Genomic DNA, 21,903 nt, shown 5'->3' with positions numbered 1-21,903 from the left:
TTTATACTCTCACTGCAAGCTTATGTCTACCAATGGCAGAATCCACAATAGTTTCTATAAGCACCCTAAAATTATCTGCTTTTAAATAATGTTCATTATAAAGTGCATGTATATGGAGACTTCTACTTTTTATGGGATTCAATCCTGGAATGCCATTAACTTCAATGACCTTAAGTTTTCCATTTATATCTTCCCTCATATCAATACGGACATGATCATAACATTTTAGAACATCAGCAGCTTTCTTAGCCAATTCAACAGCTTCATTAAAATTATCCTTTGGTATCTCAAAAGAAATGAGATTTTTTATTTTTAACTCAATAGTAACAAGAGGATATTTTTTATAAGCACTTTTGTCTATCACATTTAAAACAGGAAGTATCTTTCTTCCATTTCCATTACCAATAACAGCTACAGTAAGTTCCCTTCCAGGAAGATATTCTTCAACAAGAGCCGACTGCCGAAAATTACTATGGATATATTGCAATCTACTTTCCAATTCTTCATAGGAATGAGCAACACTTCTTTCACTTATGCCATTGCTTTCGGATTCAAAACGCGGTTTTACAAACCATGGATATGTCTTTTTAAACAACTTCTCACCTATATGAATTACATGTTGTTCAGGAATAGGAATATTTGCTTCTCTAAGTAAGTTTATTGTTGCAGACTTATCTATTAGTTGCTTCATAGTTTGTGCACTAGGTCCTATATATGGTATTCCTCGCTGATCAAGTATATCTGCTACCCACAATTCGTCTGATGGAAGCCCAACATAATCCTTATTCTTTGATATATGATATAGAGAACTCCACACAATATCATAAGATAATGTGTCTAAACCTTTTATTAGCTCATCTACAGTGTCTACATATAGTATTTCTGCTTCTTTTCCAGATTCCCTAATGGCATTACAGATTTCTTGGGTTGTTTGCAAATCACCCCAGCCTTGAACAGAACCTGCCGAACCTGTTATTAATAATACCTTCATATCACCAACTCCATTTAAATTTTTTGTTATCTATTTTAATATTGCATTTACAAAAACTTTTAGGCTTTATAGATTTTTAATTATATAGCTGTCTGAGCACTTGTATTTTTTACTATTTTTATCAGTTTCTTGTGCCCTAATCCTTCAATATATGGCTTAGGATAACCAACTTCATTGATCCAAAAAGAATCGTCATCAAAAACTTCAATTACCAAAGGAAGGTGCCCATCCTGACAATATAGAACTCCTCCTTCTGCAAGTAACGGATAAAGATATTTAAGACATGATTTAACCGAAGCTGCCAAATCAACATCAATATACATTGCAGCAATAGGTTCTTTAAAATGAGGTAACGTATCTTGAAACCAACCTTTCACAAATTTACACACTTCAGGATGTCCATATTTTGCAATATTTGCTTTTACTTCATCAAGAGTTCCACAATATTCACCCTTTGAAAAAGTAACTGGCTTACCGTAAATATTAGTTGTATGTGGTTCAAAGTGTTCCGGAATTCCTTGAAATGAATCAAAAACAACAAATTCTTTTCCCGCAATCTTTGCAGCAAGACTAAATTTTGAAGTACTGCCACCTTTGTAGCAGCCAGCCTCTATAACGCACCCTTTAACTTCTTCTGGAAGTAAGATTATTGTTTTAATATAGGATAAAATCTCTTCATTAGTATGCGGACAATCAACTTTATAAGAAATTCTATATATCTTTTTTATAATGTCCATCTTTTCCTTAAAAGACAATGAAATTGTAGAACTTTTAAGAAAACTCCAAACAGCTTTTGTATCATCTATTTTACCTAAGCGTTTTATTATAAATCCAAGCAATCCAAATATATTTTTTTTATCTTCCATACTTTACTACCCTTCTGATTTTTAATTATAGCTTTCTAAGAATCAATGTAACGAATAAAAAATATAATATTTATATATTTTTTTGAATAGTATTATTCACCAACATATTTTCTCTGGTTAGGATCAACCCTTGTTTTTCCAGTGAAATTAGATTTGAAAATATGGTACCTTTCAGCTTTTTCTTCTTCTGAGATTTGTCCATCCATCTCAGCAGCCACGGCACCAGGACGTGCAGAAAACATATGACATGCAACAGTATCGAAGGTTGCTTCTTTACAATAATTAATAGTTTCTTCAAGCTCTTCTTTTGTTTCAGTAGGAAATCCAACAATAACTGCTGAAGAAAGGGTCATTTCAGGACAGGCTTCTCTTAATTCAAGAAGGTATTTTTTAATCTTTTCCATATCGCATTGTCTATTCATAAGCTTTAAGATTCTATTACTTCCTGATTGGATAGGAGTATGAAATGATCGAATTTTACCCATTTTACAAAGTTCTTTTATATCTTCAAAACATTTTAGAAAATATACTGGATGTACATCCTCAATAAGAATATCATAATCCCCATCTATAGTTCTAAATTGTCTTAATAATTCTCCTAAACTTGAACCGAAATCCAAACCATAGGAACCTAAACATTCTCCAAGAAAATAAAAATGCTTATATCCATTCTTTAAACCGTTCTTAAATTCAGTAATTACTGCATCAATTGGCTTACTTACACTCTTTCCAGCCGCCTTCCATATAGCACAATAACTACATCTATGATTACAGCCATCTTGAATTTTTATAAAAAAATTATCTGTATTTTTTAATCTGTTAACCTTTGGAATATCATTAAAGTCTACAGAATGCTCAATAAAATCATTTAATTTATGATATGATTTAGCATTAAATGTAGGTCCATGAAATTCCTTAGCAAGTCTTTCCTTAGCAATTTCATTAACACATCCTCCTACGATTACTTGAGCTGATGGTTTCTTGTTTTCATTTATAATTTTCAGTGCTTCAAAGTCTCCGTCTTCAATAGCCTTTGAAAATCCACAAGTTGTAAGAACAATAATATCTGCATCTGGATGGATTACAAGATTTTCAAGAGGAAAGGCATATTTGTTTGTAGGATCGAGTCCAGTATCATCATTTACAAGTTCATAGTTATTAGCCCTAAAGAAATCCCTCATTCTTTCAACCTTTAGACCTTCGCGGTGACAACTTTTTTCAATAATTTGTACTTTTTTCATATTAATTTTCCCCTTTTCATATAAATTATTTGTTTTTCTTAATTACTAAGCATATTCCTTTAATAGGTTTATTCTTTATTATTATCATTCTGAACCTTTTCTTTTTCTAAACTTAGTTTACCTAGAATTAACTTAAAAGGTTTGTCCTTCCTATTAAAGTATATATATACATTATATTAAAATAATAACATTTAGTATATTATTTGTCAATTATTTCATTTATATGAATATATTTTATTATTTTACTATTATAACTTAATTTTAAAACAAATTTGTATTCAAACAACTATTATACGCAAAAATTCGTCTTTTTTTCTAAAGGTATTCTACATAATTAATTATAAAAAATAAGTATATCTCATAAACAAGCAAAACAACTTATGTTATTTTACACAATTTAAATACACTCATATTGTAAATAGGTTATTAACATTGTTAATACACAACAAAAAAATAGCATATTACTCCATAATTAGATTTTCTCTAATCTATAAAATAATATACTATTTCAAATTTAAACTTATTTTATATAAAAACTATATAATAACCTTCTTTAGTTATGCAATTTTAAAACGCAAATTACCTATTTAGGATAATATATACTTCCGTGGTAACTTTTATATAACACGATAAGTAAAAGTATGCCATATTTATTTTTTGGCAGCATTACCAATTTAGATTTTTATTTTGCATAACTAAAGTTATTTAATTGTATGTACTATTTATTAGTAAAAATAAATCATCACTATATGTAAAGGTAACTAGAATAAACTAATATCAATGAAAATTTTGATTCTATGGGCAAGTTATTTGCCCTTATCCATCTGCTTTACGCAGTTTTCAAAGGGCAAAGCGTACAATCAGCTAATTCTAGTGTAAAATTAAATAAATAATATAATTTATTTTAGCTAGAGACAATAAAGATAAGAGGACTATTTAAAGCACGACTTTGACTTAAAAATAATTATTATTAAAATACTAAAATTTTTCTTTAAAATATTGAGATAACGTTTTCAACCATGATTTATCTTTTAAGTCCGCTTCTAATGCTAAGTCTATGAGATTAATTAATTCATTTCTATCTAACCTTTTTATGGTTTCCATCTCTCTCTCATCTACCATGTGTTCCAATTCATATAAATATTTAATACGTTCATTTTTGCTTAAATCTTTAATATTTATTTTCTTATTATTATCCACAATTTTCTTTGAATTATTAATGCCTTCGTATTTAATACATCCAAACTTATCATAAATAGCAAAGAATTTATTAATTAATGCGTTTTTAACAATATATTCGTTAACACTTTTGGCCTGAATACACCAAGTTCCATCCCAACGTTGTTCTCCATGTTCTATTACATACCCTTCCTTGTGTAAGTTAGGAATATCGTTTACTAATTCATCATAGCTATCGTATTTAAAATCAAACTTATTATCAATCATTTTTCTCATAGCAATACCCTCTTCCTTTACTTTTTATTTTTTACTATTAATTTAAAATATCTTTCTTCACTTTTTTTAATATACAAATTATGTATTTCCATTATTATAAATCAACCTATAAATAATAGTTATTGATTAAATCCTTTACATTTAAACTTATATACTAAGATTGTATTATTTCCCCTATTAAATTATGCAAGATTATTGTTACTTTGCTAGTGTTTTTCATAATATTACTATATTTTCATATTTAGTTAATTACTATTAACTTATTGTGATTTATTAATATTAATAATAATAAAATTAATAATAAAAATTGCATGTATTTTTATTTTATTGTTTTAATTTTATACATAAAATCAACTCCTATGTATGATACTCAAGTTACCTTAAAATTAAATGCATACATTAGATAATCATCAAAAATTTGTAGAAATTTATGTAATACCTAAGTTTTAAGCTTACTTTGAATTACAGCAAGGTTTGTGATATTTAATACCATATTATATAATCTTATTTATAATATTAATTCGTTCTAAATATATTAAAGGGGGAAAACTTATGACATCAATATTTTGGCTAATTGCTTTATTTTTCCTAAATCCTATGATTGTAATTAGCTATTTTAGGACTAAAGAGAAAAAATTACTATATTCTCAAATCTTTTTCTTTATTATAGGTATTATTTACACTGTTATACTAAACTATACATTTTTAATAGATAAGACTTGGCAAGCCTTTTTTGTATGGGTTATACCACCTTTTGTAGTATGTAACATACTTAGTTCAATATTTACCTATAGAAACACAAAGTCTGAGTTTAAAAATTCAGATGGACTTTTTCTTGTTGTTTTTATTGCCGCAGTGTTTTGGTTAGTTATGACCTTTATCTATCCATTATCAATAAAAAAAGACTTAGCTAAACTAGCTAATGCAAAAACTGTTGATAACAAAATAGAAGATACTAATATTGAGCATATACCAGTTATACCTTACTCAACAGCTAAATATAAAGGTGATAAAGTTCTAGGGAAAGTTGAAAATTATTCATTATACGAAATTGGTGAGTATAATATTCAAAAGGTAGGCTCGGAACTTTGTTGGATTGCTCCCATAGAATTTAATGGGTTCTTTTCTTATAAGAAAGCTGGTACAGTAAACTATTATATTAAGATTTCAGCTGAATATGATAAACCTGCAGAACTTGTTAAGACAGAAGCTAAATATACTCCTTCTGCTTGGTTTGGAAACAATCTTCAAAGAATGGTAAGAAGTAAGTATCCTAATATACTTATTATGGGTACAAGCTTAGAACCAGACGACAATGGAAAAGCTTATTATGCAGTAAGCTATGGACATTATTCTAATTTCAGAAACGCAAGAGTCGTAGACGGAGTAATACTTTTTGATGCTGCCACTGGTGCAATGCAAAAGTATTCTAAAGAAAATGTTCCAAAATTCGTTGACCAAGTTGTACCTGAGGACATAGCTCTAGATTATAATACATGGTATGGAAAATACTCCTTAGGATTAATGAATTATATCTTTACAAAACAGGGTGTTCATATACCAACTCAATGGAATGGAAGTAAAGAAGTTGCTGGAGTATTTACAAATAATAATGATTTTTACTATGCAACAGATCATACTAATTTAGATGAAAAATCAACTACCATGGTAGGCTTTAGTATGATGAGTGGTAGAACAGGTGAATTTTTATATTATCCTTCTATTAAGGGAATAAACGGAAAAGCTGCTCTTTTAGTGGTAGAAAAAACTTTTCAAAAGGACCAATGGAAAGGCGATCAACCTATACTATGTTCAATTTATGGTACTAATACTTGGATTATTCCCGTGATAGATAGTACCGGTGTTTTTAGAGAAATAGCTCTAGTAAATGCTGAAACAAGCAAAATTGCTCATGCTCAAACTAAACAAGAAGCTTTTGAAAAATATAGAATTCTACTTGCCACCGGTGACCAAGGAAATATTACTCCTACAAATAAAAACTTCTTAAAAAATGTAAGTGGAAAAGTTATTAGAGTTATAAATATCCAAACATCTGATGGAGGCGTTCAAAAGCTATTAATAGAAGGCAGCAATAAGATATTTTCTATAAATACTGATATAATGCCTTATGCTGTGTTTACAAAGGAAGGAGATACTGTTGAATTAAAATATATTGATACTAATGATTTAATAAATGTTGTTAAAGAAATGAAAAATTTAAGCTTACCTATTAAATAATCTAAAGCCTGTAGGATAAAATTTATGTACTACAGGCTTTATTACAGTATGCATGTTTTAATTTTTCCCATACAAAAACTACTGTCTTTTATGACTAAAGACAGTAGTTTTATTAGAAAGTTATTGGCTTTTATTAGAAATCTCTTTTGAAAATATCCATGATTTTTTAATAAAATCTCTACCCTTAATAAAGGTTTTGTTTCTGTGTACTTCCACATACAAACCTTGACTTTCATCATAAAGCCTCTTTATGCTATATCCCTCAGGTAATATAGCATAACTTACTGCTCCAGTGTGAGCTGTAGTATAAGGCTGGTTTAGTTTTACATTATCTACACTTAATAAAACATGAGTATGAGATGTAAACAAAATAACCTCAGGATATGAAGATAGGATTTTATTAAGTTCCCTTCTTTGCTCTACTCCAATCCAACCTTTTATACTTGTGCTTAAATGTTGATGTAAGAATACAAAAATAGGTTTATCCTTTTCATGCTTTTCAGCCAACCTCTCCTTTAACCAATCTAATTGTTTTTCAGATAAAAAAGCATTTACCGAACCTAATTCCTTTGTGTTTCCAGATTCTGATCCTAAGGATATAAAGTGATAGCCTTTAATCCAAGTATCATGATACACTGACTTTTCCCCTGAAAAATCTAGGTACATATTTATAAAGTTTTGAACATCTTCAGGCTTATTTGTACCTCTTGCATAATCAAAATAATCATGATTGCCAATGTTTTTAATTACAGTTTTAGGCAATAGCTCACTGTTTTTATTCAAGGTATTTTTTATTGCATCATACTGACTTTTTAAACCTTGATCTACATTATCACCATTTAATATCATGGCATCCATATTGCCGTTTATTTCATGTAAATCATTAATAGCATTTTGTAGTTTGTCAGCATTTCCATGAACATCTCCTAAAACCGCAAAAGTAAGACTGTCATCCTCAGGTAATTTTGTATTTACAGCATTTACACTAACTTCAATTTTTTTAGAATTACCAGGTTTTGATGCAGCTCCCTTTATATACACTGCTAATGAAATAACTAAAATTATTACTATTAATATTAATGTGGTTATTTTTAATCTCTTCATATAACCTTCAGCCACCTATCATATATAAAATTCTATTTATGCATATTATGATAATTATGTCTAACATTATGAACTTGTATGAATATTATATAACATTACTTATACTATAACAATTTTTAGCATGTTAATTATTTTTCTTTTTATTATTTTAATTTTTTACTATATAGTTTACTTTAAAATTTAATTAACATAATATATAAATTGTTAACTAACTTTCAATTATTCTTGTAGCTTATTTTTCAAAGTAAAAGCCCTTATAAAACCTAAAGCTTTCTTTATTACTGAGGATATTTATTATATTCAAATAAAACCTAATAAAAAAAGTTGAAGTTTACTCCCAAAAATTTCTACTAGGTTTTATTTAAATATCTTAATTTTCACATAGCCTCTCAGGGTATTTATAGAGAAAGTCAGGTTAAATTATTAAACTTTTAGCGATATAAGTTTAATAATGAACCTTGATTTACTGAATTGAACATAGGAATATTTGATACTGCTGTGTTATTTTCAATAAATACACTGAAGTATATATAAATTTCAAAAAATTTGCATAATTAGAATTTAGTAAGTTTATGTACATTATCTTTAGCATATATTTTATTCAATTATAAGCAGACTATATTGTGTAGATACCAACAAAAATCTATATGCTTTATGTAAGCAAATTGGAGATGGATGCTATGTATCTGTTATTAATTTTATTATCGATAATATTATCTATAATAATATTGTTCATTATTTTTCCCCTTAAAGTTATGTTTAAATTAAACTCGAAAAAACTTCTCAATTTTAACTTGATGTTTTCATGGTTGTCTCCTTTTTTTAAGGCAATCATAGAAAATGAAAATGAAAAAATAATTCTAACAGTATATGTTTTTCATAAGCATATATTAAGAAGAAACATTAAGCTTCAAGGTAATAATAGTAATAAAATTAATTTTATAAGACAGTTAAAACCTACTTATGTTAACCTACAGACCTCCTATGGATTTAGGGATCCATCACTTACGGGTATCATCTGCGGAGTAATAAATTTAGTTTCAGAGTATATGGACTTAGACTCAGTATATAATGATCCGCATTTTGATATTGATGACACTTACTTTAATATTAATGCACAAGTTAATGTTAACCTAGCTTCAATGCTTATAAAATATATACAATATTATGTAAGAAGTTTTTCCAAAGAAACCCTATATGGGAATAGATAAAGGAGGATACCTTAATGGATCAGAATGCATCTTTTTCACAAAATATCAATACACTATTTTCAGAGTTGCAAGATTTTACTAAAACAGAAAGCACTATGGGAAAACCCGTGTCTTTTGAAGATAAAACTTTTATACCTATAGTTTCAGTTACATTAGGTTACGGTAGTGGAGCAAATCCTATGAAAAATAAAAGCGGAAATGGTGATACAAATTCCTCAGGTAATATAGGACTAGGTGCCAGAATAACCACTGATGCTGTTGTTGTTATAAATAAAGATTCAGTTTCTATGCTTCCTGTAAATGAAAAAAGCAATATAGACCAAGTAATTAATAAATTACCTGAAGTGCTAACAAGTTTTACTCAAGGTAATCAACAGCAAAATATAGGGCAAACTGCAGGACAAAATATAGGTCAGACTCAACAACAAAACATTACTAAAAAACAATAGAATCAAAGATTAATACACCCTTTTATTTGTTTATGTATCAAAATATACTTCTTTACTTTATATTACGAAATTTATAAGGTAATTGCATTCAGCGTTTATTATAAAAGTAAACTATTTTTACTAAAATCATCTCATTAGAATTAAAAATTAATGACCCTTTTATTTGTCCACATAGAAAATAAAAGGGTCTTCATATTATTTACCTACCTTTAGATTATTCTCTGTCCATTCTTTTCGTAAGTTTAGAAATGCACATACCATTACGGTTAATGGTATTGTAAAAACTAGACCTATACTTCCTGCCAAAGCTTTTATTATTTCAGAGACAATTACGTCTAAATTAAGTATTTGCTTTAAAGAAGTATTAGCTGCCATAAATAAGAGCATAAGCTGTATTGTACCACCAGCATAAGCTAAAATAAGAGTATTTGCCATTGTTCCCATAATGTCTTTTCCTATATTCATACCAGATTTAATATATTCATTTATAGTTATATTTGGCTTTATTTCCATAATTTCCTTCATAGATGAAGCAATAGAAATACTTACGTCCATAACTGCTCCAAGTGCACCTATTATAATACCCGCAAACAGTATCCCTTTAAAATCTAAATGTACACTTTGCGGAAGGTATGCTAACATTTGTGCATCATCATTCGCAAGACCTGTTACATTAGCGTAATTTCCTGCTATTAAAGCAATTACACCTGCTGAAAACACACCTAAAATAGTTCCTATAATTGAAGAAAAAGTTTTCTTATTTATTCCATTGAGTCCTATCATAGAAATACACACAATTACAATAGAACATATAATAGTTATAAGAATAGGATTATATCCTTTTAAAATTAAAGGTAAAAGCACCTTTATAACTATTATTCCCGTAAGTACTAAAGTTAACACAGATTTAAGCCCTTTTAAGCCCCCAATTAAAATGATAGCAATAAAAAATATAGCTAAAAGTTTATAAATCGTCCCTTCCCTGTATAGATCAAAAAGGTGCATACCAGTTATCTTGCCGTTATTATCTTCCGTTATATTCACAAGTATGTATTGATTTTCTTTAACCTTTATATTATAAACATCTACAGCTTCAACAATATTTTTTAACGTATACTTTTCTCCCTTATGTTTTCCTTCTTCAATTACAAGTCTAAACTCCTGCCTGTGAGAAATATTGCTTTTATCTTTCTTTAAAGGCTCATTAGTATCATCATAGGTTATTTTTAAAACCCGAGCTTTTACAGTTATATCAGGCACTGATTTTGAACCTTCTATTTGTGTATTTGCAAAAACTTTTCCAAAGGACAAGAACAATATAATTATTACTGTAATGCACGACAAAAAAGTATATTTTTTCATGGCTTCACCTCTTTTTATGTATTCCTTAAAACATATGTTTTCTTTAAAAAGCTCGTGAAGAATATTCACGAGCTTTACTTAACATTTATAAATATTATTTTAGAAGCTTAAGCGGCATCCTGTTCTTCTTTTTTCTTTCTACCAGCAATAAACAGTATAAAGCCTAACATTATAGCTGCTGCTCCAATTTCTATAAGAACACTTGTACTCACAACTGAACCTGTTTTTGGAAGTGTTGTTACAGGAGCTGGTCCATTTACAAGAGGCATTGCATCCTTTACTGATAAATGTTTTCCATCCATTGCTTCAAGAGCACTTGCCAGACTATCTCTTATTGGAATTCCAGTATCAAGCACATTTGTTGCTCCAGTAAAATCATATTTATCTCCACCCGTATACATAAAGTCATTTGTTACTACTGAGTAACTCTTATTCATATCAATAGGCGTACCATCTTCAAGGAACATAGCTGTAATTCTATTTCCCTTAGGTGCTGACTTGTCATAATAAACTTTAACACCTGAAACCTGAACCCAGCCAACACTACCGTTTGCTATACCATTTTCAATTACTCTCTTAAGGTCGGAACCTTTAAGATCCATTTTTACAAGTGTATTATCAAAAGGCATAACTGTATAAAGAGTTCCCATAGTAATAGATCCAGCTGGTATAGGAACTCTTAATCCTCCACCGTTTGTTATTCCAATTTGAACTCCCACTGCTTTTCTCATAACATCTGTAGTCCATTGTCCAAGTAATGATGTGCCTTCTGAAAATCTGTCATGAGTTAAATCTGTATCTGTAAAGCCTTTAACATCATCAAGTATCGGTTTAACCTCAGTGTTAAAATCATTATAAGTCTCTTCAGCGATACTATCAGGAACTAATTGGGATTTTCTCTTAGATATATTATCAACATTTGGAACTATACTTTGAACTATTCCTGTAGTCTTATCTACAGTAATAGAAAGATATCCTAAAGCTCTACCTGCATACCACGCTTGTACAACCGGTTTATTGTTTACAGTTCCGGAAACTGTATTATGAGTGTGTGCAGATATTACTGCATCTATACTATCAACATTACACAATCCTGAATCAACTACTTCTCCAGTTATATTTCCATTACTATCCTGTGCAGTACCCATATGCGTAAGAGCTATAACTACGTCTGCTTTTCCTTCTGGAAGCTTACCTGATTTAAGCTTATCTGCCCAAACCTCGGCTGAAGCAGCAGGATCTCTAAATTCCAATGTAGCTACGTTATCTGGTTTAGTTTTATAAGCAGTTTCCGGAGTAGTAAGTCCTACAAAGCCTATTTTTAAACCATCTACTGTAACCATTTTATAAGGCTTTGCCCAGGTTACAGGTTCTCCTGTAGTCTTATCATATATGTTTGAAGCTAAGTAATCAAAATTACCATCCTTTGTCCACTGATTAATTCTGTCCACACCCCAGTCAAATTCGTGGTTTCCTACGGATGATGCCACAACACCAAGCTGTTTCATCATTGCTGAAACAGGTGCTCCATAAGTTAAGTTTGACATTGCACTTCCTTGATAGTTATCTCCAGCAGAAACTACTACCGTATTAGGATTTGCTTCTTTGTGCTCATTTATAGCTGCAACTAATTTTGCCATACCTGGATTTTTACCTGTTGAACCAGGATCTTCTGCTAAATTACCGTGAAAATCATTAAAAGAAACTATGTCTATAGTTTTATATTCATCAGAATTTGAAACTACGGCGTTAGTGTCTCCAGTTAAATTAATAGCTTGTCCTGTTGTTGAATCTGTTCCAGCTTCAACTGATATAGCTTGTCCTGTTGTTGAGTTTGTTTCAGCTTTAACTGATACAGGACCAATTAAACTTAAAGTCATTGCTGATGCTAAAGCTAATGACATGAATTTTTTTGATTTTTTAATATTTTTCAACATACCATCCCCCTTAAATTTGTAGGTATTGTCAAAAATAATACTATAAAAATCATTCTAACATTAGTATTATAAATATTTATTTATGTAAATATGTACCTCCCCCCATAACACCACTTAAATTAGTGTTAGATTTATACTTTCATCCTCCTAATGACCTCTAAAATCGAATCTAAAATTGGCTGAAAGGCTGTTCATTTCAACCTTTACAGCAATTTAAGATTCGATTTATAATTCTTTAAGATGATGATTAATCAGAATATTTTTTGTATTTTTTTGACACTACCAATATATATATATGTCAATCTATATACGCAGTTTTAATAATGTCATAAGATAATATTGATGATACTAAAATTGAATATATAGAAAAACAATATAATTATGTGTATTTGCATAAGTGTGTAATACAATCTAATAAATACTTTTTTTGTAAACTATATATTTTAAAATGAATATTTTGACTAATTTTGAATAAGATCTATATACTTTCTTCTCAAAATACATAATATAATACTTTATAGGTATTTTAATCAAAAATTTGTTAATTTTTCGTTATTTATACTTAACATGTATATTTACTACCTAATGTTAATAAATGAAATTTACTCTAAATAAAATAGATTTGTTATACGTTTAACATATATTTTCTTTTAAAATACTAAAGCCGGTGAAGGTGACTTATTACCACCACAACCGGCTCTTTCTTATGCTATTCAATTATGCATTGCTTTCTGTTCCATCAAGTAACCTTTCATTTTATGCTGTTTAAGGAAAACAATATAAATGCGTATATAACCTGCTTTATATTGTCCCAATCCAATTCCTTTTAAATAAATAAAGGTGGTAAGGGAAACATTCCCCTGCCACCTTTGTCTTATATTTGATTTGAATTAAAGGATTCTTCAATTAATATCTTTGGATTTACTACCTGCTCTAGTCTAGGTAGAGATATTCCTAAAGTTTCTTTAAGAACATCCTCAATTGTTTCAACCGGTATAATGTTTAATTGATTTTTTACTTCTTCAGGTACATCTTTAAGATCTATTACATTGTCTTTTGGAATTAATACTTTTTTTATTCCAGCTCTTTCAGCAGCTAATAACTTTTCTTTCAATCCACCAATGGCTAATACAGCTCCTCTTAAAGTTATTTCTCCAGTCATCGCAAGTTTCGAATCCACCTTCATGCCTGTTGCAAGTGAAGCAAGTGCAGTAAATAAGGCAATACCAGCGGATGGACCGTCCTTTGGAACTGCGCCAGAAGGCACGTGAATATGCAGGTCTTTTTCTTTAAAGTTAAAGCTGTTCACTGGCAATCTTGACTTTAATAGACTTAATGAAATTCTAGCTGATTCTTTCATTACCTCTCCTAGCTTACCAGTTAAAATAACTTGTCCATTTCCTGACATATCTGTAGCTTCAATAAACAGTATTTCTCCTCCAACAGCTGTCCAAGCAAGTCCTGTTACAACTCCTGGTGGATTATCCTTTTGAGCCTTATTGTGTCTTGAAACTTGTCTACCAAGTAAATCCTCTAATTGATCAACTGTAACTCTAAAAGGTATGTCTACTTTATTAGATACAATTTTCTCTGTTGTTACCCTTGCAACCGCAGCTAATTTCTTTTTAAGTCCTCTAACACCAGCTTCTAAAGTATATTCACTAATTATTTTCTTTAACGCTTCATCTTCTATCTCTAACTGTTCCGCTGTAAGTCCATGTTCTTCAAGAATAGAAGGTATTAAATGATTTTTTCCAATATGAAATTTTTCATTAGCTGTATAACTAGATATTTGAATAACTTCCATTCTATCTAAAAGAGGACCAGGTATACTATGAAGAGAATTAGCTGTAGCAATAAAGAATACTTCTGATAAATCATAAGGAACATCTAAATAATGATCTGCGAAGCTATGGTTTTGTTCTGGATCAAGAACTTCTAATAAGGCACTAGCTGGATCACCATTATAGCCACTCATCATTTTATCCACTTCATCTAAAATCATAACTGGATTTTTTTCTCCTGCCTTCTTGATGCTTTGGATGATTCTACCTGGCATAGCTCCTACATAAGTTCTGCGGTGCCCTCTAATTTCTGCTTCATCCTTGATACCACCCAAACTCAAACGAATATATTTTCTCTGAAGAGCTTCTGCAATACTTTTTCCGAGGCTTGTTTTCCCTGTTCCTGGAGGACCAACAAGTAATAAAATAGAACCTTTTTTATCTTTTTTAAGTTTCATAACAGCTAAGTGTTGTAATATTCTCTCCTTCACCTTTTCAAGACCATAGTGTTCATTCTCTAAAATACGTCTTGCTTCTGCTAAATCAATATCTTTTACCTCTGCCTTTTTCCAAGGAAGTTGTACTAATAAATCCAGATAGTTTCGTATAATATTATAGTCAGAACTGCTAGGATTTTGGCTTTCTAATTTATTTAATTCCTCTAAAGCAATATTTTTAATATCCTCTGGCATGTGAGCCTCTTCAATTTTTTTAAGATAGTCTTTCCCCTTTGTTGAACCATTGTCTTTACCTTCATTCAATTCCTGTTGAATAACTTTTAATTGTTCTCTTAATACAGATTCTCTATAACTTTTATTAGCTTTTTCTGAAAACTTTTCTACCAGCTCAACTTGGAACTTAAGAGATTCATTTTGTTTTAAAAGGTAGTCTAAAAACTTTGAGCTTCTTTCCTTCAAGGATTGAATACTAATTAATTCATACTTTTTATCACTAGAAATCGGCAAAAATTGAGAAAGATATCCCATTAGTTTATTTAGGTCCTTTATTTCATCAACTGACTTTATAAAAGGTTGTGATCCTGTGAAATTTTCACTGATCTCATGGGTAATTCTTTTCATGTATCCAAGAATTTTTTCTATATTATTTTCATCTAAATCAATAATATCTGAAGCTATTTCATATTTACCATGAATAAAGTTATTTTTAATTGTAAGTTCTTTAACTTCAATGCGATCTAGTGCTTTGATTTTAATTTGGTACCCTGTTTTTATTTTTTCTATATGATTTACCTGAAATAGCACTCCTATTTTATGAAAATCTTCTTCCTTTAATTCTTCTTGATTAAAGTTTTTCTTTAAAGGTAAAGCAATATTCACCTTATCTTCCTGTGCTAAATAATTTAGCTCTTCTTCGCTAAAGCGATTAAACTTAAGAGTATATTCCATATTAGGAAATAAAACAACTTCTGAAACAGGAACTACCATTCCTTCTTTATTTTTATTTTCAATATTTATCATAATATTTATCCTTCCTTTATCGATATTTTAAATGAATGTTCATTTAATTATATTTCAAGTTACAGCGAGATCCTTTTGTGATGCTCTGTTTCACAAAAGGGAGTCTCGCTTTTATCCTATAGCCAACGTCCACTAATACCCCAGCTTATTCAAGTTTCACCTTACGAATAATTATAAAAGTAATGCATCCTGCATAATCCTAATTATTTCTTTAAGCAATTTTGATTTTTCTTCTTCTCTTATACAATGGTTAACAGCTATAGATTTTATTGGAGAAAAAATTATAGCAATTAGGTTATGGTTGTTAAAATCTTTGATAATATTATTTTTTTTCATTTCATCTAACAACCTATTTAAATCCTTAATACCTTCATTCTCTCCACAGCCATTGGCTAAAGCTGGACAACTAGAAAACTGATCTACAAATCTAAATATTTCTTCATGCTCTTGTATGTAGGTATAATAACTTCGAACAAATATTTCTATAAGCTCTTTTCCATTCATCTTTTGACGAACCTTGCTGAGTAAATGATTAAAGATTTCTTCAGAGTATTCACGATAAATTTCATGTAACATAATCTCTTTATTTTCATAATATATATAGACTGTAGCTGGAGAAACCCCTGCTTCCTTAGCTATCTTGGAAATAGATGCACCATGAAAACCTTGTTCTAATATCAATTTAATTACCGCTTCTTTTATATTTTTCTGTTTTTCATCATCTCTTTTTCTCATTTATTCACCCCTGTTATATATATAATAAACGATCATTCATTTATTGTCAAATAATTTTTTGACTATTTAGAAAACAGTATGTACAAATCACTATGTATAACTTAAATAAGGTAATTTTCTTCCTTATCTAATAAAATAAAACTTATTGACAACAGTTATAAAAGACTGTACTCTTAAATTGAGTTAAAAACCGCGACCTTTTGCATATAAATAATAAGGGAAATTTTTCATCATTAGTTTATGATTTTTGAATCATGGTATACCCATGATTTTTTCATTGTAAAAAATCAATTCCTGGGAAAGGGGGACCATATAATGAAAAAAATTTTTAAATACGTCTGGAACCATAAATGGTTGGTTACAATTCCTTCTATAGCAATGACCCTTGCTATACTACTTGATATGTTCAATCCATACCTACAAAAAGCAATAACCGATAAAGTGTTTATAGGCGGAGAGCAGGAATTACTATGGCCTATACTTTGGGGCTTTATTGGAATTACAGTTGGTAGAGCTCTACTGGGTTATGCAAAAGAGTATCTCTTTGACGTACTATCAGTAAAAATTAGTATAGATATAAAAAAGGATTTATTCGACCATATTCAAAGCCTGCCCTTTAGTTATTTTGACAACATGAATACTGGAGAACTTATGTCAAGAATAGGTGAAGATGTGGATAATGTTTGGAGAAGTATATCTTTTGGAGTAAGATTATTTATTGAAAATATGATTTATTTCATAACTGCTTCTGTAATATTATTCTTTTTAGATTGGAAGCTTACCCTTGTATGTCTTGTAGTTATGCCTCCTATAGCCTATCTAGCTCTTAAGTTTGAAAAGAAAATAGGAGAATCCTACGGTAAGCTAAGCGATCAAGGTGTATTACTAAACACCGCTGCTCAAGAAAATATTGCTGGAGTTAGGTTAGTTAAGGCCTTTGCAAGAGAAAAATATGAAATACTAAAATTTTTAAAACTAAATCAGGAAAACTTTAACCTTAGTATGGAACAAAATAAAATCATGGCCACCTATTTTCCTCCTATTGAATTTTTAACTAATATCTCTATGGTATTCTTAGTGGTATTAGGTGGAGTATTTGTAATGCAGGATACTATGTCTATAGGTACCCTAGTGGCTTTTAGCGGATATATATGGATGCTAATCTGGCCTATGAGAATGCTTGGCTGGCTTACAAATATAATAGCACAGGCCAAAGCCTCTGCTGAAAAGATAATGAATATCATGAATATTGAACCTGAAATTAAAGATAATGAAATCTCCCTTAGACTTCCTGAAATAAAAGGAGATATAGAATTTAAGAATGTATCCTTTAAATATAAGGATAAATATGTATTAAACAATATAAATATAAAGGTAAAGGCCGGAAGTACCGTTGCCGTAATGGGGACTACAGGTTCAGGTAAATCTTCTATTATAAATCTTATTGGACGATACTATGATGTAACAAGTGGAGTAGTGTATGTAGACGGTCATAATGTTAAAGACATAAAACTTAAGGATTTAAGAAGTAAAATGTCTGTGGTTCCTCAGGATACTTTTCTATTCTCAGCTAGTATTGAAGAGAATATACGCTTTGGTAAAGAAGACTCTACTTTAGACCAAATAAAGGAAGCTTGCAAATTAGCTTGTGCAGATAGATTTATTGAAGAACTGGATGAAAAATACGAAACAGTAATTGGTGAAAGAGGCATTGGTCTTTCAGGTGGCCAAAAGCAGAGACTTTCTATTGCCAGAGCACTTATAAGGGAGTCAAGCATTTTAATACTCGACGACGCTACCTCTGCACTAGATATGGAAACTGAATATAAACTTCTTAAAAATTTAAATGAAAAGCATAAAAAAGCTACAACCTTTATAATAGCACACAGAATCTCAGCAGTTAAAAATGCTGATATAATACTTTATGTTGAAAATGGTAATATTGTAGAAAGCGGAACTCACCAGGAGCTTTTACAGAAAAAAGGAAGATATTACGAAATATACTCCGAACAATTTAAAGATTTTCATAACTTAAATTCAAGTGAGGAGGTGGCATTCAATGGCTAGAAATACGGTTAAACAGGACGAGGATTTAAAAATGCTATCTAATACTGAAGTAATTAGAAGATTACTTAGATATCTAAAATCCTATAAACTAAAAGTATTTATTGTACTTCTGCTTTTAATATTTGTAATGGTTGTTAACCTTATGAATCCTTATCTTTTAAAAGTGGCTATAGATAAAAATGTTAAAAACCATGACTTGAAAGGTCTTTTAATAATTGGAGCATTTATGATTGTGTTAAATTTTTTAGCTATGGTTGCTTCGAATTTAAGAACAACAAAAATGGCTTCTGTTACGAATAACATACTTTTAAATATAAGACATGAGCTTTATACTCATATTCAAAAGCTGTCCTTTTCCTTCTTTGATAATAGACCTGTAGGTAAGATATTAGCTAGAGTTATAGGAGATGTTAACTCTCTTCAGGATTTATTCAATAACAGTGTAACCAACTTTATACCTCAGCTTTTAACTATTATTTGTGTTGGAGTTATGATGTTTTATTTAAATGTAAAACTAGCCCTGGCTTCTATGATACTGCTTCCTGTACTGACTGTTAGTATGTTTGTTGTACAGGCACTAGCCGGAAAAAGATGGCAGAATTTTAGAAGGAAGCGTTCCACTTTTAATGCCTACACTCACGAGGATTTTTCAGGTATAAAGGTAGTTCAGTCCTTTGCTAATGAAAATAAAACCTCTATTACGTTTTCTGGTCTAGTTAAAGACATGATGGATGCCTTTATGCGTGCTTTAAGGCTTAGCGATTTATTTTGGCCTTTAGTGGATACTTCTTGGGGGTTTGGTATGGTAGTACTTTACTGGTATAGTGCTAAACTAATAGGTGCTAATAATGTAACTATGGGTACTATTATAGCCTTCACCATGTATATAGGTATGTTCTGGAGACCTATCCTTGAAATAAGTAACTTTTACAACACTCTAATAATGAATTTCTCAGCTGCTGAAAGAATATTTGAAATAATGGATGTAAAGCCAGATATTATAGAAGTAAATAGTGCGATGTTAATGCCTAAAATTAAAGGACATGTGGAGTTTAAAAATGTTACCTTTGGCTATGAAGATGGTACTGTGGTTTTAGATAATATAAGTTTTCAAGTTAATCCTGGTGAAACCGTAGCATTAGTTGGCGCAACAGGTTCCGGAAAAACTACTATTGTTAATCTCATAAGCCGATTCTACGACACTGAAAGAGGAGAAGTTTTAATAGATGGAAAGAATATTAAAAACGTAGAACTTGAGTCCTTAAGAAGTCAGATGGGTATAATGCTTCAGGATACTTTCCTTTTCTCCACAACCATCAAGGAAAATATAAGATATGGTAAGCTTGATGCTGCAGACGAAGAGGTTATAGCCGCTGCAAAAGCTGTTAATGCACATGATTTTATAATGAACCTTGAAAATGGCTATGACACAGAAGTAAAGGAAAGAGGCTCCAGACTGTCAGTTGGTCAAAGACAGCTTATATCCTTTGCAAGAGCACTTCTTGCAAATCCAAGAATACTAATACTTGATGAAGCTACCTCAAATATTGACACACAAACTGAGAAGCTTGTTCAAAAAGGTATTCAGAAGTTGCTTCATGGAAGAACCTCCTTTGTTATAGCTCACAGACTTTCAACCATTAGAGATTGCAGCAAAATAATGGTGATTAACCATGGTAACATAGCTGAAACAGGAACTCATGATGAGCTAATGAATTTAAAAGGACTTTATTACAATCTTTATATGTCGCAGTACAAGTTTCTCAGTGAAGGAGCTTAATGAATAAAGGAGGAGATCAAAATTCTCCTCCTTTATTCATTTCCATATTAGTATGTAGCATGGGTTTTGTCGGAAAAACCCACGCTAAGGAATAAAATGGATGAATTATTTATAATTCACCCCCGGCATCTTTGCTAAGGTTGTTATTACTAAAAATATATGATTATAGCTGTCCTTGAAAAATATTGATTTATTGTTTAATATATAAAGAATTATTTACAGACTAGGAATATTGGTTAATTAGGCCAATAATGATATTTCCTTATTATAATAATTAACAAAATGCTATTAGACAAAGCTACATATGTTATATATTTATGATATAATTGCTATATGTTCAATAAACGGAAACGTATCATAAGGGATGGGTTAGAAATGGTGAATAAAACAATAACGTTAATAGTTCTATCAATTATAACTGTGCTTGGTTGTATGTTTTTGAATTTTCGAGAGTTCTTCTTGGGAAGCCCCGCAACTGTGAAAAATCTAATTGTCACATTTGCATACATAGTTGGTTGGATTCTTGTTCTAACAATTAGTATAAAAAGTAGAAATCGTAAAGTTATTAAGTATTGTTCTATATTTTGGATTATAACGTTATTTCTAGCTATATTAACTGGATATATTAATGTTACAGGAGCTTCAGCTAATTGGGCAATTCCTTTTGTAATTTTACTTTTAGGTCAATGGTATGGAATTAATTTTTTTGCTGGAAATTTTCTAGCTTTTTCTGCCATAATAGTATCAATATCTTTATTAATGTCTGCAACTGCTGCTATATCAATTAAACGCATAAAATGAGTATAAACTAAGGTTTATATTAACTTATATATCCATCAACAAGAGTTTAATACTCTTGTTTTTATTTTCCATTAAAGTTCCATAAACGGTGGTTTTTAGAACTGAAGAAGTCATATTCTTTTTCAGTTCTAATTTTTATATTTTTCAATACCAAAATTTTATCCAAAACCAAGCTTCCCCGTTGTTTATATGTTAACAACGGGGAAGCTTGCTATTTAAGCCACTTTTATGAAGCGAAGTATAGATAAGTCGGAAATGTTGGTGATGCCCTAATATGCAAAAAATAAAAATCGCTAAGCAAATAATTTGCTTAGCGATTTATTAATTACCTAGCAGCGACCTACTCTCCCACAGGGCCTCCCCTGCAGTACCATCGGCACTGTGAAGCTTAACCGTCGTGTTCG

General features: G+C 30.2%; 15 protein-coding genes. 6 read left to right on the top strand and 9 right to left on the bottom strand.

The genetic code is table 11. The features are described 5' to 3' along the window. Nucleotide 1 precedes the first annotated feature (1 nt). From HGI79_RS12415 to HGI79_RS12400, 4 genes are all read right to left on the bottom strand, one after another. The gene (locus tag HGI79_RS12415; RefSeq protein WP_185651006.1) at nucleotides 2-991 is read right to left on the bottom strand and encodes an ATP-grasp domain-containing protein; all 990 of its coding nucleotides are present in this window, start codon (nucleotides 989-991) and stop codon (nucleotides 2-4) included. Between the two features lie 80 nt (nucleotides 992-1,071). Further along, nucleotides 1,072-1,857, bottom strand: coding sequence for a TylF/MycF/NovP-related O-methyltransferase (locus tag HGI79_RS12410; protein ID WP_185651005.1), 786 nt, complete (start codon nucleotides 1,855-1,857; stop codon nucleotides 1,072-1,074). 92 nt (nucleotides 1,858-1,949) lie between these two features. Then, entirely contained in the window at nucleotides 1,950-3,098 is a 1,149-nt protein-coding gene (locus tag HGI79_RS12405; protein ID WP_185651004.1) for a radical SAM protein, read from the bottom strand. A gap of 978 nt (nucleotides 3,099-4,076) precedes the next feature. After that, the gene (locus HGI79_RS12400) at nucleotides 4,077-4,553 is read right to left on the bottom strand and encodes a hypothetical protein (protein ID WP_185651003.1); all 477 of its coding nucleotides are present in this window, start codon (nucleotides 4,551-4,553) and stop codon (nucleotides 4,077-4,079) included. A 552-nt stretch (nucleotides 4,554-5,105) separates the two neighbouring features. Between HGI79_RS12400 and HGI79_RS12395 the strand changes: the two genes are divergently transcribed. Beyond that, entirely contained in the window at nucleotides 5,106-6,791 is a 1,686-nt protein-coding gene (locus HGI79_RS12395; protein WP_185651002.1) for a hypothetical protein, read from the top strand. A 120-nt stretch (nucleotides 6,792-6,911) separates the two neighbouring features. Here the strand turns inward: HGI79_RS12395 and HGI79_RS12390 are convergent, their stop codons facing one another. Then, a complete protein-coding gene (locus HGI79_RS12390; protein WP_185651001.1) occupies nucleotides 6,912-7,895 on the bottom strand; it encodes a metallophosphoesterase in 984 nt (327 codons plus the stop codon). A 794-nt stretch (nucleotides 7,896-8,689) separates the two neighbouring features. On the opposite strand from HGI79_RS12390, the gene HGI79_RS12385 reads away from it, so the two are divergent. Together HGI79_RS12385 and HGI79_RS12380 are read left to right on the top strand one after the other, a co-directional pair. Next, nucleotides 8,690-9,106, top strand: a complete 417-nt coding sequence (locus tag HGI79_RS12385) for a hypothetical protein (protein WP_185651000.1) — start codon at nucleotides 8,690-8,692, stop codon at nucleotides 9,104-9,106. 14 nt (nucleotides 9,107-9,120) lie between these two features. Further along, nucleotides 9,121-9,555, top strand: coding sequence for a GerW family sporulation protein (locus HGI79_RS12380; RefSeq protein WP_185650999.1), 435 nt, complete (start codon nucleotides 9,121-9,123; stop codon nucleotides 9,553-9,555). Nucleotides 9,556-9,750: 195 nt separating this feature from the next. On the opposite strand, the gene HGI79_RS12375 is transcribed toward HGI79_RS12380, so the two are convergent. The 4 genes from HGI79_RS12375 to HGI79_RS12360 form a co-directional block, all read right to left on the bottom strand. Then, complete coding sequence (locus HGI79_RS12375; protein WP_185650998.1) at nucleotides 9,751-10,917, bottom strand: YibE/F family protein; 1,167 nt, start codon at nucleotides 10,915-10,917, stop codon at nucleotides 9,751-9,753. A gap of 107 nt (nucleotides 10,918-11,024) precedes the next feature. After that, on the bottom strand, nucleotides 11,025-12,854 hold the full coding sequence (locus HGI79_RS12370) for a 5'-nucleotidase C-terminal domain-containing protein (RefSeq protein WP_185650997.1): 1,830 nt from the start codon (nucleotides 12,852-12,854) through the stop codon (nucleotides 11,025-11,027). A gap of 874 nt (nucleotides 12,855-13,728) precedes the next feature. Further along, nucleotides 13,729-16,116 (bottom strand): endopeptidase La, encoded by a 2,388-nt coding sequence (lon, locus tag HGI79_RS12365; protein WP_185650996.1) that lies wholly within the window; start codon nucleotides 16,114-16,116, stop codon nucleotides 13,729-13,731. A gap of 171 nt (nucleotides 16,117-16,287) precedes the next feature. Next, on the bottom strand, nucleotides 16,288-16,851 hold the full coding sequence (locus HGI79_RS12360; RefSeq protein ID WP_185650995.1) for a TetR/AcrR family transcriptional regulator: 564 nt from the start codon (nucleotides 16,849-16,851) through the stop codon (nucleotides 16,288-16,290). Between the two features lie 315 nt (nucleotides 16,852-17,166). On the opposite strand from HGI79_RS12360, the gene HGI79_RS12355 reads away from it, so the two are divergent. The 3 genes from HGI79_RS12355 to HGI79_RS12345 all read left to right on the top strand — a co-directional run bounded on the left by HGI79_RS12355 (nucleotide 17,167) and on the right by HGI79_RS12345 (nucleotide 21,499). Further along, the gene (locus HGI79_RS12355; RefSeq protein WP_185650994.1) at nucleotides 17,167-18,918 is read left to right on the top strand and encodes an ABC transporter ATP-binding protein; all 1,752 of its coding nucleotides are present in this window, start codon (nucleotides 17,167-17,169) and stop codon (nucleotides 18,916-18,918) included. After that, complete coding sequence (locus tag HGI79_RS12350; RefSeq protein WP_185650993.1) at nucleotides 18,911-20,698, top strand: ABC transporter ATP-binding protein; 1,788 nt, start codon at nucleotides 18,911-18,913, stop codon at nucleotides 20,696-20,698. Before HGI79_RS12355 ends, HGI79_RS12350 begins: the two co-directional genes overlap by 8 nt. A gap of 375 nt (nucleotides 20,699-21,073) precedes the next feature. Further along, a complete protein-coding gene (locus HGI79_RS12345) occupies nucleotides 21,074-21,499 on the top strand; it encodes a hypothetical protein (RefSeq protein ID WP_207725774.1) in 426 nt (141 codons plus the stop codon). Nucleotides 21,500-21,903: the final 404 nt, after the last annotated feature.

Source organism: Clostridium sp. DJ247 (assembly GCF_014231265.1).
This window is presented reverse-complemented; position numbering and strand designations above follow the sequence as displayed.

Coding starts and splice junctions, on each gene's coding strand:
- HGI79_RS12400 (WP_185651003.1), bottom strand. CDS start 4,553: ATGAGAAAAATGATTGATAATAAGTTTGATTTTAAATACGATAGCTAT.
- HGI79_RS12405 (WP_185651004.1), bottom strand. CDS start 3,098: ATGAAAAAAGTACAAATTATTGAAAAAAGTTGTCACCGCGAAGGTCTA.
- HGI79_RS12410 (WP_185651005.1), bottom strand. CDS start 1,857: ATGGAAGATAAAAAAAATATATTTGGATTGCTTGGATTTATAATAAAA.
- HGI79_RS12345 (WP_207725774.1), top strand. CDS start 21,074: ATGGTGAATAAAACAATAACGTTAATAGTTCTATCAATTATAACTGTG.
- lon (WP_185650996.1), bottom strand. CDS start 16,116: ATGATAAATATTGAAAATAAAAATAAAGAAGGAATGGTAGTTCCTGTT.
- HGI79_RS12415 (WP_185651006.1), bottom strand. CDS start 991: ATGAAGGTATTATTAATAACAGGTTCGGCAGGTTCTGTTCAAGGCTGG.
- HGI79_RS12380 (WP_185650999.1), top strand. CDS start 9,121: ATGGATCAGAATGCATCTTTTTCACAAAATATCAATACACTATTTTCA.
- HGI79_RS12350 (WP_185650993.1), top strand. CDS start 18,911: ATGGCTAGAAATACGGTTAAACAGGACGAGGATTTAAAAATGCTATCT.
- HGI79_RS12390 (WP_185651001.1), bottom strand. CDS start 7,895: ATGAAGAGATTAAAAATAACCACATTAATATTAATAGTAATAATTTTA.
- HGI79_RS12355 (WP_185650994.1), top strand. CDS start 17,167: ATGAAAAAAATTTTTAAATACGTCTGGAACCATAAATGGTTGGTTACA.
- HGI79_RS12395 (WP_185651002.1), top strand. CDS start 5,106: ATGACATCAATATTTTGGCTAATTGCTTTATTTTTCCTAAATCCTATG.
- HGI79_RS12370 (WP_185650997.1), bottom strand. CDS start 12,854: ATGTTGAAAAATATTAAAAAATCAAAAAAATTCATGTCATTAGCTTTA.
- HGI79_RS12360 (WP_185650995.1), bottom strand. CDS start 16,851: ATGAGAAAAAGAGATGATGAAAAACAGAAAAATATAAAAGAAGCGGTA.
- HGI79_RS12375 (WP_185650998.1), bottom strand. CDS start 10,917: ATGAAAAAATATACTTTTTTGTCGTGCATTACAGTAATAATTATATTG.